At 70.6% G+C, this 14,887-nt stretch carries 14 protein-coding genes; 9 read left to right on the forward strand and 5 right to left on the reverse strand.

Annotation, left to right across the window (positions count from 1 at the left end):
• Positions 1-165: 165 nt before the first annotated feature.
• From DEO23_RS16665 to DEO23_RS05915, 3 genes are all read left to right on the forward strand, one after another.
• Complete coding sequence (locus DEO23_RS16665; RefSeq protein ID WP_476695644.1) at positions 166-681, forward strand: WhiB family transcriptional regulator; 516 nt, start codon at positions 166-168, stop codon at positions 679-681.
• A gap of 99 nt (positions 682-780) precedes the next feature.
• Positions 781-951: a Sp36 family protein gene (locus DEO23_RS05910; protein ID WP_109275092.1), complete on the forward strand. Its 171-nt coding sequence runs from the start codon at positions 781-783 to the stop codon at positions 949-951.
• 16 nt (positions 952-967) lie between these two features.
• Positions 968-1,783 carry an MBL fold metallo-hydrolase gene (locus DEO23_RS05915; RefSeq protein WP_109275093.1) on the forward strand — a complete coding sequence of 272 codons (816 nt, stop codon included), beginning with the start codon at positions 968-970 and terminating at the stop codon, positions 1,781-1,783.
• A 213-nt stretch (positions 1,784-1,996) separates the two neighbouring features.
• Here DEO23_RS05915 and DEO23_RS05920 read toward each other — a convergent pair whose 3' ends face one another.
• Positions 1,997-2,674: a Crp/Fnr family transcriptional regulator gene (locus tag DEO23_RS05920; protein WP_109275094.1), complete on the reverse strand. Its 678-nt coding sequence runs from the start codon at positions 2,672-2,674 to the stop codon at positions 1,997-1,999.
• Between the two features lie 285 nt (positions 2,675-2,959).
• On the opposite strand from DEO23_RS05920, the gene DEO23_RS05925 reads away from it, so the two are divergent.
• From DEO23_RS05925 to DEO23_RS05935, 3 genes are all read left to right on the forward strand, one after another.
• Positions 2,960-3,742 carry an NUDIX hydrolase gene (locus tag DEO23_RS05925; RefSeq protein WP_240613240.1) on the forward strand — a complete coding sequence of 261 codons (783 nt, stop codon included), beginning with the start codon at positions 2,960-2,962 and terminating at the stop codon, positions 3,740-3,742.
• A gap of 217 nt (positions 3,743-3,959) precedes the next feature.
• The gene (locus tag DEO23_RS05930; protein ID WP_109275096.1) at positions 3,960-4,346 is read left to right on the forward strand and encodes a cold-shock protein; all 387 of its coding nucleotides are present in this window, start codon (positions 3,960-3,962) and stop codon (positions 4,344-4,346) included.
• Positions 4,347-4,359: 13 nt separating this feature from the next.
• A complete protein-coding gene (locus DEO23_RS05935; RefSeq protein ID WP_240613241.1) occupies positions 4,360-5,406 on the forward strand; it encodes a DUF3027 domain-containing protein in 1,047 nt (348 codons plus the stop codon).
• Between the two features lie 10 nt (positions 5,407-5,416).
• Here the strand turns inward: DEO23_RS05935 and DEO23_RS05940 are convergent, their stop codons facing one another.
• From DEO23_RS05940 to DEO23_RS05950, 3 genes are read right to left on the reverse strand one after another with little or no spacing between them, the layout of a single operon-like run.
• The gene (locus DEO23_RS05940; RefSeq protein WP_109275097.1) at positions 5,417-6,613 is read right to left on the reverse strand and encodes a DNA polymerase III subunit delta'; all 1,197 of its coding nucleotides are present in this window, start codon (positions 6,611-6,613) and stop codon (positions 5,417-5,419) included.
• Positions 6,610-7,344 carry a dTMP kinase gene (gene tmk, locus DEO23_RS05945; protein WP_240613242.1) on the reverse strand — a complete coding sequence of 245 codons (735 nt, stop codon included), beginning with the start codon at positions 7,342-7,344 and terminating at the stop codon, positions 6,610-6,612. Before tmk ends, DEO23_RS05940 begins: the two co-directional genes overlap by 4 nt.
• Positions 7,341-8,408 (reverse strand): Gfo/Idh/MocA family protein, encoded by a 1,068-nt coding sequence (locus DEO23_RS05950; RefSeq protein ID WP_109275098.1) that lies wholly within the window; start codon positions 8,406-8,408, stop codon positions 7,341-7,343. Before DEO23_RS05950 ends, tmk begins: the two co-directional genes overlap by 4 nt.
• Positions 8,409-8,702: 294 nt before the next feature.
• On the opposite strand from DEO23_RS05950, the gene DEO23_RS05955 reads away from it, so the two are divergent.
• The 3 genes from DEO23_RS05955 to DEO23_RS05965 are packed head-to-tail and all read left to right on the forward strand — an operon-like array spanning position 8,703 to position 11,929.
• On the forward strand, positions 8,703-10,025 hold the full coding sequence (locus DEO23_RS05955; protein WP_109275099.1) for an ABC transporter substrate-binding protein: 1,323 nt from the start codon (positions 8,703-8,705) through the stop codon (positions 10,023-10,025).
• 3 nt (positions 10,026-10,028) lie between these two features.
• Positions 10,029-11,018: a carbohydrate ABC transporter permease gene (locus tag DEO23_RS05960; protein WP_240613243.1), complete on the forward strand. Its 990-nt coding sequence runs from the start codon at positions 10,029-10,031 to the stop codon at positions 11,016-11,018.
• Complete coding sequence (locus DEO23_RS05965) at positions 11,015-11,929, forward strand: carbohydrate ABC transporter permease (RefSeq protein WP_109275101.1); 915 nt, start codon at positions 11,015-11,017, stop codon at positions 11,927-11,929. Before DEO23_RS05960 ends, DEO23_RS05965 begins: the two co-directional genes overlap by 4 nt.
• Positions 11,930-12,154: 225 nt before the next feature.
• Here the strand turns inward: DEO23_RS05965 and topA are convergent, their stop codons facing one another.
• The gene (gene topA, locus DEO23_RS05970) at positions 12,155-14,884 is read right to left on the reverse strand and encodes a type I DNA topoisomerase (RefSeq protein ID WP_109275102.1); all 2,730 of its coding nucleotides are present in this window, start codon (positions 14,882-14,884) and stop codon (positions 12,155-12,157) included.
• Positions 14,885-14,887: the final 3 nt, after the last annotated feature.

Consider the following 14,887-nt stretch of genomic DNA (forward strand, 5'->3'; position numbering starts at 1 on the left):
GGCACGGGCCGCGACGGGACGAATAGCGCATCATCTGCGAGATATTGCAGATGATGCGCTATTCGTCCCGCGCAGGCCCACCTGCGGGGCGGATGGTCCGGGGCTGCGGTGCTGCGGGGCTGCAAGACCGGCGAGCTGAGCGCCTCGGCTCGAGCCAGCGGATCCGTGGCCCCGGCCATCGATGCGGAGTCCTGCGCCGGCGATCCTCCGCACGGGTCCCGGAAAGCTCCGACGGTACGGGCCGCCAAAGCCGTTCGTCCCCACTCGTTTAACGGGATTCGTACCCACTCGTTCACGGGGGATTGGCGCTGTGGTGAGGATCTCGATACGCTGACGCACCAGAACGGATCGATGTGGATTCGAGAAGAGGGGACATTCGTGACGATCAGTAGGATCCGCGGCACGGATGATCGCAGCTGGGCGGCCCGGGGGGCATGCACTCAGCTGGATCCGGACGGTTTTTTCGTCCAAGGCGCCGACCAGCAGAAGATCAAGACCGCGTGCCAGGGGTGCCCGGTGCGGATGGAGTGTCTGGCCGATGCGCTGGACAACCGCATCGAGTTCGGCGTCTGGGGCGGGATGACCGAGCGTGAGCGCCGCAGGCTGCTGCGCCAGCATCCGGGCATCCAGGACTGGTACGCCGTGCTGGACCGCACCGCCGCCCGCGCCTCCGGCGACTGACCGCAGCGCGGACCCGGCCGACGATCCGAACGCTCGAGCACGCTCCCGACGCCGAGGACCGGGTCCCGACGGCGGACCCGATCCCGGTAGGCTCGCGCCATGAGTTCCATGACGCGCTTCGAGTACCTCACCGTGCCGCTGATCATCCATGCCACCAAGCAGATCCTGGACAACTACGGATCCGACGGGTGGGAGCTCGTCCAGGTCGTGCCGGGGCCGAACCCCGAGAACCTGGTCGCCTACATGAAGCGTCCGCTCACGGACTCCTGAGCGAGGAGGACTCCTGATGGAGGAGGACTCCTTCCAGCGCGATCCGGCGGCACCGGGTGTCGAGCTCGAGCTGATCCGGGCCGACAACCCCGGCCCGATGACCCTGCAGGGCACCAACACGTACGTGCTGCGTGACGGCGAGCAGAGCTGGGTCGTGGATCCCGGGCCGCTCGACGTCCCGCACCTGACGGCCGTGATCCGCGCCTGTGGCCCGCGGCCGATGGGCGTGCTGGTCACCCACCGCCACGACGATCACACCGCGGGCGCCGGGACGCTGCGCCGACAGCTGCAGAACCGCACCGGCTGCGAGGTGCGGCTGTGGGCGGCCGATCCTCGCGCGGTGGCGGGGGCGCAGACCCCTCCTTCCGAGCTCATCAGCGAGAACGGGATCGTCGGCCACGTGATCCACCTGCCGGGGCACACCGCCGATTCCGTCGGCCTGCTCGTCGAGGGCGGCCGCATGCTCACCGGGGACACCCTGCTGGGGGACGGCTCCTCGACGGTCATCTCCCCGCCGGACGGCAGTCTCACCGAGCACCTGCAGTCCCTCGCGGTGATGCGGGCGCTGGCGACCGACGGCCGGATCTCCTCGCTGCACCCGGGTCACGGGTCCGTCGCCGAGAGCCCGCTCGAGGCGCTCGAGGCGATCGAGTCGATGATCGCCCACCGCGAGGAGCGCATCGATCAGGTGCGGCAGGCCCGGGCGGCCGGTGCGCTGAGCATGGACCGACTGCTGCGGGCCGTGTACGGGGAGGCGCTGGACCCCGGCCTGCGCGGAGCGGCCGAGGACTCCCTGCGGGCGGTCCTGGACCACATCTCCCGCACCCGCTGAGAACGGGGCGCGCTGAGCGCTGAGCGCCGAGCACACGCGTCCGGCTGCGTCCGGAGCCGTCTGCCCCGAGCGTTCTCCGCAGGGCCTTCGCCGCAGAGCCTTCTCCCCAGAGCCTTCCCCGTCGGACGACACGACAGGGCCGGGTCACCGCATCAGCGGCGACCCGGCCCTGTTCATCGATCCGGGATCCTCGGAGTCGAGCGAGGTCAGGAGTCAGCGGGCGCGGCGGCGCAGGCGCTCGACGTCGATCAGCAGCACCGCGCGGGCCTCGAGCCGGATCCAGCTCCGGGAGGCGAAGTCCGCGAGCGCCTTGTTGACGGTCTCGCGGGAGGCGCCCACGAGCTGGGCGAGCTCCTCCTGCGTGAGGCCGTGGGAGACCATCACGCCGTCGTCGGTCTGACGACCGAAGCGCTGGGCCAGGTCGAGCAGGTTCTTGGCGACGCGGCCGGGCACGTCGGCGAAGACGAGGTCGGCCAGCGACTCGTTGGTCTTGCGCAGGCGTCGGGCGAGCGAGGCCAGCAGGTGGCGCGCCACCTCGGGACGCTGCGAGAGCACCCGGTAGAGATCCTGCTGGGTCAGCGAGTACAGGGTGGACTCGGCGACCGCGGTGGCCGTGGCGTTGCGCGGCGCGGGGTCGAACAGCGAGAGCTCACCGAGGGTCTCACCCGGGCCGAGGACGGCCAGCAGGTTCTCGCGGCCGTCGCCGGAGGCGTGTCCGACCTTCACCTTGCCGGCGCCGATGATGAACAGGCGGTCGCCCTGGTCGCCCTCACGGAAGATCACCGCACCGCGGTGGTAGTCCTCCTGCGACATCGATGCGAGCACGGCCTGCTTGCCGTCGTCGTCGAGCGCCGCGAAGAGCGGGGATGAACGTACGATGTTCTCGTCCACGGAACCTCCTGATCTCGGTGATCCCGTCGGGGCCGGGACCGTCTTCTTGGGGACCATTGTGACCGATACGGCGCGCGAATGCGTGCTTGCTATCACGTTCCGTGCGTCGCATGCCGCAACGTACGTGGTCACGAGGATGACAGGCTACCCGTCCGCGCCGCGGGCCCGCACCCGGGGGCGCACGAGGGGCGCAGCGGCCCCTCGGGCGCGGCGGCCCCCTCGGGCGACACCGGGGCCGGAGCAGAACGACGGGGTCGCAGTCCGACGGCCCGGGAGGAGGAATGCGTGGCCAGCACGATCTCGCCCACACCGGGCACCGAGGACGTCCCCGGGTTCCTCCGCTCCTTCGCAGAGCAGGCCCGTTCCGGATCGGTGCCGCTCGCCGCCCCGCGCAGCCCGGGGCCCGCCAGACCCCTGACCCGCCGCAGTGCCGTCCTGCTCCTGGTCACGGGGGAGGAGATCGACCAGGCGCAGGTCGTCGTGGAGGAGCGGGGGCACCGCATGCGCTCCCAGCCCGGCCAGTTCGCGCTGCCGGGCGGCGGCGTCGAGCCGGAGGACGCCGACGTCCGGGCGACCGCGCTGAGAGAGGCGCAGGAGGAGACCGGCCTGGACCCCGAGGAGGTGCGGGTGCTCGGGGAGTTCGCCCCCATCCCGATGCCGTGGCGCGGCCAGGTCGTCCACCCCGTCGCCGCCTGGGCGCCGCATCATCCGGCGCTCGAGGCCCGCGATCCGCTGGAGGTCGAACGGGTCGTCCGCCTGCCCCTGATCGGTGAGGACTCGCTGACCGACCGCCGGTGTCGCTTCGCCGGCAGGTATGACGGCCGGGACGTGGGTCCCGTGTTCTCCCTCAGTGACGACCGGTTCGTCTGGGGTTTCACCGCGATGCTCCTCGAGGGGGCGCTCGGGTTGCTCGGCCTGGAGGGCGAGGCGGCGGGCGCTGTCGGTGCCGTTCCTCCGGGCACCGGGGGACGGACTGAGCAGGGTGCGGAGCAGGGAGCTGCGGGCCGGAGAGGATGGCCCCGCATCGAGATCCCGCTCGCCCGACGGCGCGAGGATCTCCCGCGCTGATCGGACTCCGGTCCCCGGGCCGGGCCCCGGGCCCCGGCCCGGTGTCCCGATGCGTCCCCGCTCACGGAGGCCGAAAAGCCGAGGCGATCGTGCTTGCGCGCGCGGTAGACTTGAGCGTCGCGCGTGTGCCCGAGAGGCGGACGCGCGGGCCAGCATCACCAGATGGTCGACACCGTTCGGCCGACACCAGACGACTCCGTGAAGGACAGGGATCCGCGTGCCTCGTGGCAAGGTCAAGTTCTACGACGCCGAGAAGGGCTTCGGCTTCGTGCGGGACGACGAGTCCGGCGAGAGCGTGTACGTGCACGCCTCGACGCTGCCCGAGGGAGCCGAGACCCTGCGCCCCGGCACCCGTGTCGAGTTCGACGTCGCCGACGGCCGCCGCGGCCCGCAGGCGCTCTCGCTGCGCCTGCTCGAGGCCGCCCCGTCGGTCAGCCGGGCACGCCGGCCCAAGCCGGATGACATGGCGACCATGGTCGAGGACGTGATCCGTCTGCTGGACGATGCCGGGAACGGACTGCGCAAGGGGCGCTACCCGGACGCCGGGCACTCCCACAAGATCGCGACCGTCCTGCGCGCCGTCGCCGACAACTTCGAGGCCTGAGGACACCCACCGCATGCCGATGACTGCCGATACCGATCCCAGCACCACGCCCGAGAGCGGCTCGACCGCCGCTCCGGAGGAGAAGGCCGCCGCACGCCCCGCAGCGTCGACGCGCCGCCCCCGCACCCGCAGCGCCCGGCCCAAGCTCGACGCCGTCAGCGCCGCGGCCGTCGACCTCGCCCGTGACGCCCTGATCGAGGTCACCGGACCCGGGCAGGTCGGGGAGCACCTGGGCGTCGAGGCCAGCGGGGAGCGCCTGGTCACGCACATCTTCGCGTGCGAGATGCCGGATTATCGCGGCTGGTCGTGGAACGTGGTCCTCGCCCGTGCGCCCCGCGCCAAGCAGGCGACCGTCTGCGAGACCGTGCTGCTCCCGGGTGACGGGGCGCTGCTGGCGCCCGACTGGGAGCCCTGGTCCGAGCGCCTGAAGCCCTCGGACGTGGGCTCCGAGGACCTGCTGCCCTTCGAGGAGACCGACGAGCGCCTCGAGCCGGGCTACGAGCAGACCGACGACGAGGAGGCCGACCGCGTCGCCCAGTGGGAGCTGGGACTGGGGCGCCCGCGCGTGCTCTCGCCGGAGGGACGCGAGGAGGCCGCCGAGCGCTGGGCCCACGGCGAGTTCGGGCCCCGCCAGACCTCGACCCGGCGTCGGCGCGGCACCGTCACGGCGACCTGCTCCTCCTGCGGGTTCCTCACCCTGTTGAACGGATCGCTGCGCACCGAGTTCGGGGTGTGCACGAACGAGTGGTCCGTGGCCGACGGTCACGTGGTCCACATGGAGTACGGCTGCGGCTCGCACTCGGAGACCGGCAAGGAGGACCCCCGCCCGCAGGCCGAGACCGGCGAGGGCGTGGTCGTGGACGAGTTCACGGTCGACCTGGACCGTTCGGCCTCCGGCACGGCGGCGAGCGGGGCGGACGATGCCGGCGGCGCCGACGCGGCCGGCACCGCAGCCCCGGAGGACGCCTCGGACGCCGCTCCGGAGGGCACCGGGCAGCAGGACGACGCCACCCAGCAGGACGACGCCACCCAGCAGGACGAGGCGCCGGCGGGGAGCTGACGCCGCCTGTTCAGCCGGAGCGCACGGCGATCCTGGCCAGCAGCGCCTCGGTCGCCAGCAGCGGCGGGACGTTGCCCGCGATCCGTGCGCGCGCCTGCTGGACGGCGTCCAGCAGGGCGAGGGTGACCTGCGGGTCGCCGCCCTGGGCGGCGTGCATGATCTCCTCGCGCACACCGGGGTTCACCAGGTCCGCCTCCGTGCCCAGCTGCACCACCAGCACGTCGCGCAGCACCGAGTGGGCATCCAGGAGATAGCGGTCCAGGACGTCGCGCACGAGTCGGGTGCGACGACGCTTCGCATCCTCCTCGAGCTGGCGCATCTGACCACGCAGCGACGGCGGGATCTTGCCGTCCTCGATGCCGGCAGAGCGCAGGAAGGCTTCCTTCCGCGCTGCGGCGTCGTCGTCCGCGGACGCGGCCGCCTCGGCGTTCGCACGCTCCACCAGTGATCCGGCGGCGAGCACGGCCTGCCCGCTGCTGCGCAGCCCCAGCAGCGTGCGTGCCGATTCCTCGCGCGCCTCGAGCTCCCCGGGCCGGGTCGCGTACCGCAGCGCGAGACCGATGTGGCCCTGGGCGGCGCGCGCGGCGCGGTCGGCCAGCGCGGGATCCGCGCCATCGCGGCGCACCAGCAGCTCGGCGACCTGCTCGGGCCGCGGGATGGCGAGCGAGACCACGCGGCAGCGGGAGCGGATGGTCGAGGCGAGATCCTCCGCCGAGGGTGCGCACAGCATCCAGACCGTGTGCGGAGGCGGCTCCTCGATCGACTTCAGCAGCACGTTGAAGGTGCCGGCGCTCATGCGGTCGGCGTCCTCGATGATGATCACCCGTTGGGCGCCGGTGGCGGGGGAGCGCTGCGCGGTCATCACCAGCGAGCGCACCTCGTCCTTGGAGATCGAGAGCTTGTCGGTCGCCACGGCCGTGACGTCCGGATGGGTGCCGGAGAGCACCGTGCGACAGGCGTGGCAGCGACCGCATCCCGTCCCCCTCTCGCACTCCAGGGTCGCGGCGAAGGCGCGTGCCGCGGTGGAGCGCCCGGATCCGGGCGGGCCGGTGATCAGCCAGGCCTGCGCGAGGGACCCCTCCGGGGAGGCTGCTCGACGGAACTGGGCGACGGCGGCCTCCTGGCCGACGACGTCCTGCCAGACGGTGCCCGCCGTCCCCGCCGTTTCTGCCGCCCCCGCTGCGTCCACCTCGTCGACCGTGCTCATCGCTCGTCGGCCCCCGGATGGGTGGAGTCGGGCTCGAAGGTCGGGTCCAGCTGCGCGAGGTCCTCGCCGATGGCGGCGAGCACGTCCTGATGGACCTCCTGCGGAGTGCGCGAGGCGTCCACGATCACGAAGCGCTCCGGCTCGGCCTGCGCGAGGTCGAGGAACTCGGTGCGCACGGCGTCGTGGAACTCCCGGCCCTCGCGCTCCAGTCGGTCCAGGGAATGGGCCTCGCGCCTGTCCGAGAGCGCATCGGGCGGCAGGTCCAGCAGGATCGTGCGATGAGGCAGCAGCCCGTCGGTCGCCCAGAGGTTCAGGGCGGCGATCTGGTCCTGCTTGAGGTCGCGTCCCACGCCCTGATAGGCGATGGAGGAGTCGAGGTAGCGGTCGGCGAGCACGAGGCCGCCCCGCGCCAGGTGCGGTCGCACCACGGTCTCGATGTGGTGGGCGCGATCGGCCGCGTACATCAGGGCCTCCGCACGGGGGGTGACGTCGCCGCCGTGCAGCAGAAGACCGCGGATCGAGGTGCCCAGCTCCGTGCCCCCGGGCTCGCGCGTGGTGAGCACGAGATCCTCGGAGACCTCGCGCTCGGTGAGCAGGTGCTCGCGCAGCAGACCGATCTGGGTGGTCTTGCCGGCGGCCTCGCCTCCCTCGAAGGAGATGAAGATGCCGCGCCGCGGCGGACGGGGACTGGGCACGAGCAGGGTGCGCATGCCGATCGACGTGGCGGTCATGGGCGGGGTGCCTCCTGGCGGTCGTCGTCCCCCTGCGGGGTGACCTGGGTGCGCACCGCATCGACGGCGGTCATCACGGACAGGGTGTCCTCCCAGGTCATGAGTGGTGATTGTGTGTCGCCGGCTGCGATCCGGCGTGCCGCCTCGGCGGCTTCGTAGGCGAGGCCGTCGTCGGGCACGACCGGATCGGCGGCGACGGCGCGCCCTCCGTCGTGCAGCTCGACGATCACCTCACCGGGAGCGAGGAACATGTCCGGCAGGTGGATGCGGCCGAGCGTCCCCAGGATCGTCGCATCGTTGGCACCCCGAGCGGCGAGCGTGGTCTCCAGCGAGGCGCGCGCCCGGGGATGCGCGGAGGAGGACGCCAGGACGTGCACGGTCTCGTCGACGCCGGCAGGTGTGAGGGTGCCGCTCGCGGTGACCTCCTGCAGGTCGCCCAGCACCATCTGGGCGAAGCTGAGCGGGTAGATCCCCAGGTCCAACAGGGCGCCGCCGCCCAGCTCCGGGGCGTGCAGGCGATGCGAGGGGTCGAAGGGGAAGTGCTGGCCGTGGCTCGCGCGCAGCGACACGATCTCCCCGATGGTCCCGGCCATGAGGACCTGGCGCACGATGTCGAAGCGGGGCAGGAACCGCGACCACATGGCCTCCATCAGGAACAGGCCGCGCTCTCGCGCGAGCTCGACGAGGTCGCGGGCCTGGGCGGCGTCCATCGTGAAGGCCTTCTCGAGCAGCACCGGGAACCCCGCCTCGAGCACCGCGCGAGCCATCTCGTGGTGGGAGGTGTGGGGAGAGGCGATGTACACCGCGTCGAAGCCCCCGGTCGCGAGCATCCGCGGCAGCGAGTCGTACGCCGCGTCCACGCCGTGGGTGGTCGCGAACTCCTGGGCGCGCTCGGCCGAGCGCGAGGTCACGGCCACCACCCGCGAGGCGGTGGCACGGTGGACGGTCTCGGTGAACTGGGTGGCGATGTGCCCCGGCGAGACCACGGCCCAGCGCACGGCGGGTGCCTGCATCGGGTCCGGGACCGTCGTGGCCGGCAGGTCCGGATCGGGGCTCGGGGTCATGACACCAATCTATCGGGCACGGCCGACGAACGCTCCGGGACGTGGACGCCGCACGGCCGACCGGCCGCGGTGATTCGCAGCGGTCGGCCGCACCGGGGGACGGGCGAGCGGTTACCGACCGTGCAGGTCACGGATAGATTGCGAAATGCCCCGAATGTCGGCTGAGACCCACTGCACACGCGAGCCCGGGGTTACTCTCGCCTCCTGCGGCGACCGACGGAGGTCGCTGCAGGTGGGCGGCGATCGGCCGGCCCCGCAGGTCTCGATGTGGTCGTGGAACGAAGGAGTCCCAGCATGAGCACAAGCACCCATTCCCTCCCTCGCCGTTCGCTGCTCGCGGCGGGCGGGCTCGGCGCGTCGGCGTTGGGTCTCGCAGCCTGCGGAGGGTCCGACGACTCCTCGTCCTCCGGCGGCGGAGGCGGCGCCACGGCGAACTTCGACGAGCGAGGCCCGATCACGTTCGCCACCGGCAAGGACACCAGCGGCGTGCTCAAGGAGTTCCTCGAGCGCTGGAACAAGGACCACGAGGACGAGAAGGTGACCCTGGTCGAGCTGCCCGAGAGCGCCGACGACCAGCGCAGCCAGTTCATCAACAATGCGCAGGCGAAGTCCGACGCCTACTCCGTGCTGGGCCTGGACGTCGTGTGGACCGCGGAGTTCGCGGCCAACCAGTGGGTCGTCGAGCTGCCGAAGGACAAGCTGCCGATCGACGCCATGATCCCGGCGACCGTCGAGACCGCCACCTACTTCGGCAAGCTCTACGCGATGCCGTTCGCGACCAACGGCCAGCTGCTGTTCTCGCGCAAGGACCTGCTGGAGGACGCCGGGGTGAGCGAACCGCCCGCCACCTACGACGAGATGTACCAGATCATCGAGAAGGTGCAGGGCTCGAACGAGGGGATGAACGGCTTCGGCGGCCAGTTCTCCAAGTACGAGGGCCTGACCTGCCAGATCTCCGGTGTCGTGAAGTCCGCCGGAGGCGAGCTGTTCGACAAGGACGGCAAGCCCCATGCCGACAGCAAGGAGGCCGTGGAGGGACTGCAGGTCCTGCGCGACGGCTTCGACAAGAAGTACATCCCCCAGGAGGCGCTGACCTACAAGGAGGAGGAGTCGCGCCAGGCGTTCCAGGACGGCAAGCTCGTCTTCCTGCAGAACTGGCCCTACGTCTACGAGAAGTTCGAGGCCGACGACGGCTCCTCGAAGGTCAACGGCAAGGTCCTCGTGTCCCTGGTCCCCGCCGTCACCGGCGAAGGCACCTCGACGGTCGGCGGACTGAACTACGCGATCAGTGCGTTCGCGAAGAACATGGGGACCGCTCTGGACTTCATCGCGTTCATGGGCGCGCCCGAGCAGCAGAAGGCCTGGTTCGAGCAGACCAGCAACCCGACCGCGTCGAAGGCCGTCTTCGAGGACGCCGATCTGAAGAAGAAGTACCCGTTCCTGGCCACGCTCAAGGACTCGATCGACAAGGGCGCGGTGCGTCCGCAGGTCGTCAAGTACGGCGAGGTCACCCAGGCCATCCAGGAAGCGGCCTACGGATGCCTCTCGGGTGACACCGACGCCAAGGCGGCGATGAGCGACCTGCAGAAGCAGCTGACCGACCTGACCAAGGGGTGAGTGGTGGCCGCACAGCATTCCCGCCGGGTCACGGCGGGCGAGGGCCGCATGGCCTACCTCCTGCTGCTGCCGACCCTGGTGCTGCTCGCACTCGTGGTCGGCTTCCCGCTCGTGCTCTCCGCCTGGCAGTCGCTGACCCAGTCCGGCGGTGACATCGACCCCGCGACAGGGATCATCAAGCAGGGCGACAGCTTCGTCGGCCTGCAGAACTACGCCGACGCGTTCAGCGGTGCGGGTGCCGGTGCCGGGTTCTGGAACGCCTTCTGGAACACGACGCTGTTCACCGTGGTGGGCGTGAGCATCGAGACCGTGCTGGGCGTCTCGATGGCCCTGATCATGGCGCGGGCGATGCGATCGACCGGCATCGTGCGGGCCTCGATCCTGGTGCCCTGGGCGATCCCGACCGTGGTCTCGGCGCTCATGTGGCAGCTGATCTTCGACGCCAACGGCATCTTCAACCGGGTCATCCACTACCAGGTGCTGTGGACCACCGAGGGATGGCAGGCGAAGGCCGCCGTGCTGGTGGCCGACATCTGGAAGACCGCGCCGTACATCGGCCTGCTCACCCTCGCCGGTCTGCAGACGATCGACGACCAGGTCTACGAGGCGGCGACCATGGACGGGGCGAACCGCTGGAGCACGTTCTGGAAGATCACGCTCCCGCTGGTGCGGCCCGTGCTCGTGGTCGCCGTGCTCTTCCGTCTGCTCGACGCGATGCGCATGTTCGACCTTCCCTACGTCCTGCTGGGCAGGCTCGAGTCGGGGCAGACGCTCTCGATGCTGGCCTCCGATGCGGCGAGCAAGACCAACTACGGGCTCGCCTCGGCCTACTCGATGATCCTGTTCGCCTACATCTGCCTGGTCGCCTTCGTGTTCATCCGGGTGCTCGGGGCCGACGTCATCGGCGCGCAGAACAAGCCCGCCAAGCGTGGAGGGCGGTCCGCGCGGGCCGCTCGCAGACTGCGCACCACCACCGAGGGGAGCATGGCATGAGCAGCGCAGCCGCCGGCACGCAGATCCGCTCGCGCACGGGCGAGGTGCTCTCGCCCAAGAAGATCAAGAAAGGACGCGCCGGCTCGATCGTGATCGCGATCGGCATGGCCTTCATCCTCGTCTACTGCCTGCTGCCGTTCTACTGGATGGCCGTCTCCTCCCTGCGCCTACCCAGCGAGGGCCGCTCCACCGAGCTGATCCCCAACCCGATCAGCGTCCAGAACTACGTGGCCGTGTTCGACCCGGACAACCACTTCGGGCGGGCGCTGATCAACTCCCTCGTGGTCGCCGGAGGCACGACGCTGCTGGTGCTCCTGCTGGGGACGTTCGGCGCCTACGCGCTGGCCCGGCTGGACTTCTTCGGCAAGGTGCTGGTGATGTTCATGATCGTCGCCACCTCGATGTTCCCCGTCATCACGCTCGTGGTCCCGCTGCTGAAGCTGTTCAGCGGCGGCTTCGAGTGGTGGCCGGTCAACTGGATCAACAGCTATCAGGCGATGATCCTGCCCACGATGTCCTTCGCGCTGCCGCTGGCGGTGTGGAACCTCAACGCCTTCTTCCGGCAGCTGCCCGTCGAGCTCGAGCAGGCGGCGATGGTGGACGGCACCACGCGCTTCGGGGCGTTCTGGCGGATCATCCTGCCGCTGGCCACCCCGGGTGTGTTCACCACGGCGATCATCACCTTCATCGCGGCGTGGAACGAGTTCCTGATCGCCCTGACGATGGTGAACCAGCCCGCGATGCAGACCGCGAACGTGGCGATCTCGAAGTTCACCGGCTCCTCGCAGTTCGACACCCCGTACGGCACCAAGATGGCCGCCGGGGTGATCGTGACGGTGCCGCTGATCATCCTCGTGCTGATCTTCCAGCGACGGATCATCGGCGGGCTGGCGGCCGGGTCCGTGAAGTAGGTCCGCTGAGGAGATTCGCGAAGCAGCGACTGCCGGGGGTGGGCTCTGAGGGGTCCGCCCCCGGCGACGCTGACGGGGGCGGACGATCGATCACGGCGAGGGGACGCGGTGCGCGCCACGGCCTCACCGTGATGTCGCCACCCTAGGCCTTCCGGGTGAGCAGGGACACACCGGACACGGGGGATTGATCGGTTTCGTTGCGAGGTCGTGACCTCGCGGTCCCGGTCAGCTCTTCTTCGTCGAGGTGGACTTCTTCGACGTCGTGGACTTCTTCGAGGTCGAGCTGCTCTTGCGGGTGGTGCTGCGCCCACCCTTCTTCGCCGGGCCCTTGGCGCGCTTCTCCGCGAGACGCTCGACGGCGACCTCGTGGGTGAGGGCCTCGAGCGAGTCGTCCCGTCGCAGCGTCACGTTGGTGGTGCCGTCGGTGATGTAGGCACCGAAGCGGCCGTCCTTGACCACGATCGGCTTCTCGCTCGTGGGGTCGGTGCCCAGCTCCTTGAGCGGCGGCTTCGCGGCCGCGCGGCCGCGCTGCTTGGGCTGCGCGTAGATGGCCTTCGCCTCGTCGAGGGTGATCGAGAAGATCTGCTCCTCGGTCTCCAGGGAGCGCGAGTCGGTGCCCTTCTTGAGGTAGGGACCGTAGCGCCCGTTCTGGGCGGTGATCTCGGTGCCCTCCTCGTCGGTACCGACCACGCGGGGCAGCGAGAGCAGTTTGAGGGCGTCCTCGATCCCGACGGTGGCCAGGTCCATGGACTGCAGCAGGGACGCGGTGCGCGGCTTCGGTCGCTTGGACTTCGGGGTCTTGTCCTCCGGGTCCTCGGGGAGGACCTCGGTGACGTACGGGCCGTAGCGGCCGTCCTTGACGATGACGTCGTGACCGGTCGCGGGATCCTGACCCAGCACGCGGCCGTCGTCCTTCTGCCGCTCCAGCAGCTCCCGTGCCCGCTCGACGGTGAGCTCGTCGGGCGCGAGGTCGTCGGGCAGGCTCGCACGCTGCGGCGGGGTCTCGCTCTCGCCCGAGCTCGTCGAACCGGCCTCCGCATCGGGATGGGCCCGCTCCACGTAGGCGCCGTAGCGGCCCACGCGCAGGGTGATGCCCTCGCCGATCGGGATCGAGTTGATCTGGCGGGCGTCGATGTCGCCCTGCTGCTCGACCATGGGCTTCAGGCCGATCGGCCCGTCGGTGCCGTCGGAGGTGTAGAAGTCCTGCAGGTACTCGCTGCGCCCGATGTCGCCGCGGGCCATGCGGTCGAGCTGCTCCTCCATCTGGGCGGTGAAGTCGTAGTCGATGAACGGCCCGAAGTGCTCCTCGAGCAGCTTGACGACCGCGAACGCGGTCCACGAGGGCACCAGCGCGCTGCCGCGCCGCAGCACGTAGCCGCGGTCCTGGATGGTGGTGACCGTGGAGGCATAGGTCGAGGGGCGACCGATGCCGCGCTCCTCGAGCGCGCGCACCAGCGAGGCCTCGGTGTACCGGGGCGGCGGGGTGGTGGTGTGGCCGTCGGGCACGAGCTCCTGGACGTCGAGCTCGTCGCCCTCGCTCATCTGCGGCAGACGCTTGTCGTTCTCGTCCTGGTCGCCGTAGCGGGAGGCGTCCCGGCCCTCCTCGTAGGCGGCCATGAAGCCGCGGAAGGTGATCACGGTGCCCGAGGCGCGGAAGGTCGCGGCGCGACCGCCCTGCTCGAGGGCGAGCTCGACCGAGCTCGTGGTGCCCTTGGCGTCGGCCATCTGCGAGGCGACGGTGCGCTTCCAGATCAGCTCGTAGAGGCGGAAGTCGTCGCCCGAGAGCTGGCCCGCGACCTGGGCGGGGGTGCGGAAGCGGTCGCCCGCGGGGCGGATCGCCTCGTGCGCCTCCTGGGCGTTCTGCGACTTGGTCTGGTAGTGCCGGGGCTTGTCGGGCACGTACTGCGAGCCGTAGAGCTCGGCGGCCTGCGCACGCGAGGCGCTGATCGCCTCGCTCGAGAGCGCGACCGAGTCCGTACGCATGTAGGTGATGTAGCCGTTCTCGTACAGACCCTGGGCCACGCGCATGGTCTGACGGGCGCCCAGGCGCAGCTTGCGCGAGGCCTCCTGCTGCAGGGAGGAGGTCGTGAACGGGGCGGCGGGGCGCCGCGTGTAGGGCTTGGACTCGAGGCTCGCGACCCGTGCCTTCGCGCCCTCCAGGGCCGTGACCAGAGCGGTCGCGGACTCCTCGGTGAGCACGGTGGCCGAGGCGGCCTTCTTCTTCAGCGTGCCGTCGTCGGCGAAGTCCGATCCGGTCGCGACCCGCGAGCCGTCGACCGTGGAGATGCGAGCGGTGAATGCCGCGTCCTCGCCCGAGAAGGTGCCGGTGACGTCCCAGTAGTCCGAGGGCACGAAGGCCATCCGCTCGCGTTCGCGCTCGACGACCAGGCGGGTGGCCACGGACTGCACGCGGCCGGCGGAGAGGGAGGGGCGGATCTTGCGCCACAGCACGGGGGAGAGCTCGAAGCCGACCAGACGGTCCAGGATGCGCCGGGTCTCCTGCGCATCGACCAGATGGTCGTCGATCTCGCGGGTGTTCGTCAGCGCCGCCTGGATCGCGTCGCGCGTGATCTCGTGGAAGACCATCCGGTGCACCGGGAGGGACTTCTTGGGCTTGAGCGTCTCCAGCAGGTGCCAGGCGATCGCCTCGCCCTCACGGTCCTCATCGGTCGCGAGGTAGAGGGTGTCGGCATCCTTCAGCTGCTTCTTCAGCTCGGCGACGGTCTTCTTCTTGTCCGGGCTGACCACGTAGTAGGGGTCGAAGCCGTTCTCGACATCCACCCCGAACTTGCCGTAGGGCCCCTTCTTCATGTCCGTGGGCAGATCCCGGGGCACGGGGATGTCACGGATATGTCCGACGGACGCCTCGACGACGTAGTCGTCCCCGAGGTACCGGGCGATCGTCCGTGCCTTGGCAGGGGACTCCACGATCACGAGATGGCGCGAGCCGGGCACTTG

The sequence above is a fragment of the Brachybacterium endophyticum genome (assembly GCF_003130585.1).
Classification (GTDB): Bacteria; Actinomycetota; Actinomycetes; order Actinomycetales; family Dermabacteraceae; genus Brachybacterium; species Brachybacterium endophyticum.

Excerpts from the sequence above, each read along its gene's own strand:
- DEO23_RS05910 (WP_109275092.1), top strand. The coding sequence starts at position 781 with ATGAGTTCCATGACGCGCTTCGAGTACCTCACCGTGCCGCTGATCATC.
- DEO23_RS05915 (WP_109275093.1), top strand. The coding sequence starts at position 968 with ATGGAGGAGGACTCCTTCCAGCGCGATCCGGCGGCACCGGGTGTCGAG.
- DEO23_RS05935 (WP_240613241.1), top strand. The coding sequence starts at position 4,360 with ATGCCGATGACTGCCGATACCGATCCCAGCACCACGCCCGAGAGCGGC.
- DEO23_RS05940 (WP_109275097.1), bottom strand. The coding sequence starts at position 6,613 with ATGAGCACGGTCGACGAGGTGGACGCAGCGGGGGCGGCAGAAACGGCG.
- tmk (WP_240613242.1), bottom strand. The coding sequence starts at position 7,344 with ATGACCGCCACGTCGATCGGCATGCGCACCCTGCTCGTGCCCAGTCCC.
- DEO23_RS05950 (WP_109275098.1), bottom strand. The coding sequence starts at position 8,408 with ATGACCCCGAGCCCCGATCCGGACCTGCCGGCCACGACGGTCCCGGAC.
- DEO23_RS05955 (WP_109275099.1), top strand. The coding sequence starts at position 8,703 with ATGAGCACAAGCACCCATTCCCTCCCTCGCCGTTCGCTGCTCGCGGCG.
- DEO23_RS05965 (WP_109275101.1), top strand. The coding sequence starts at position 11,015 with ATGAGCAGCGCAGCCGCCGGCACGCAGATCCGCTCGCGCACGGGCGAG.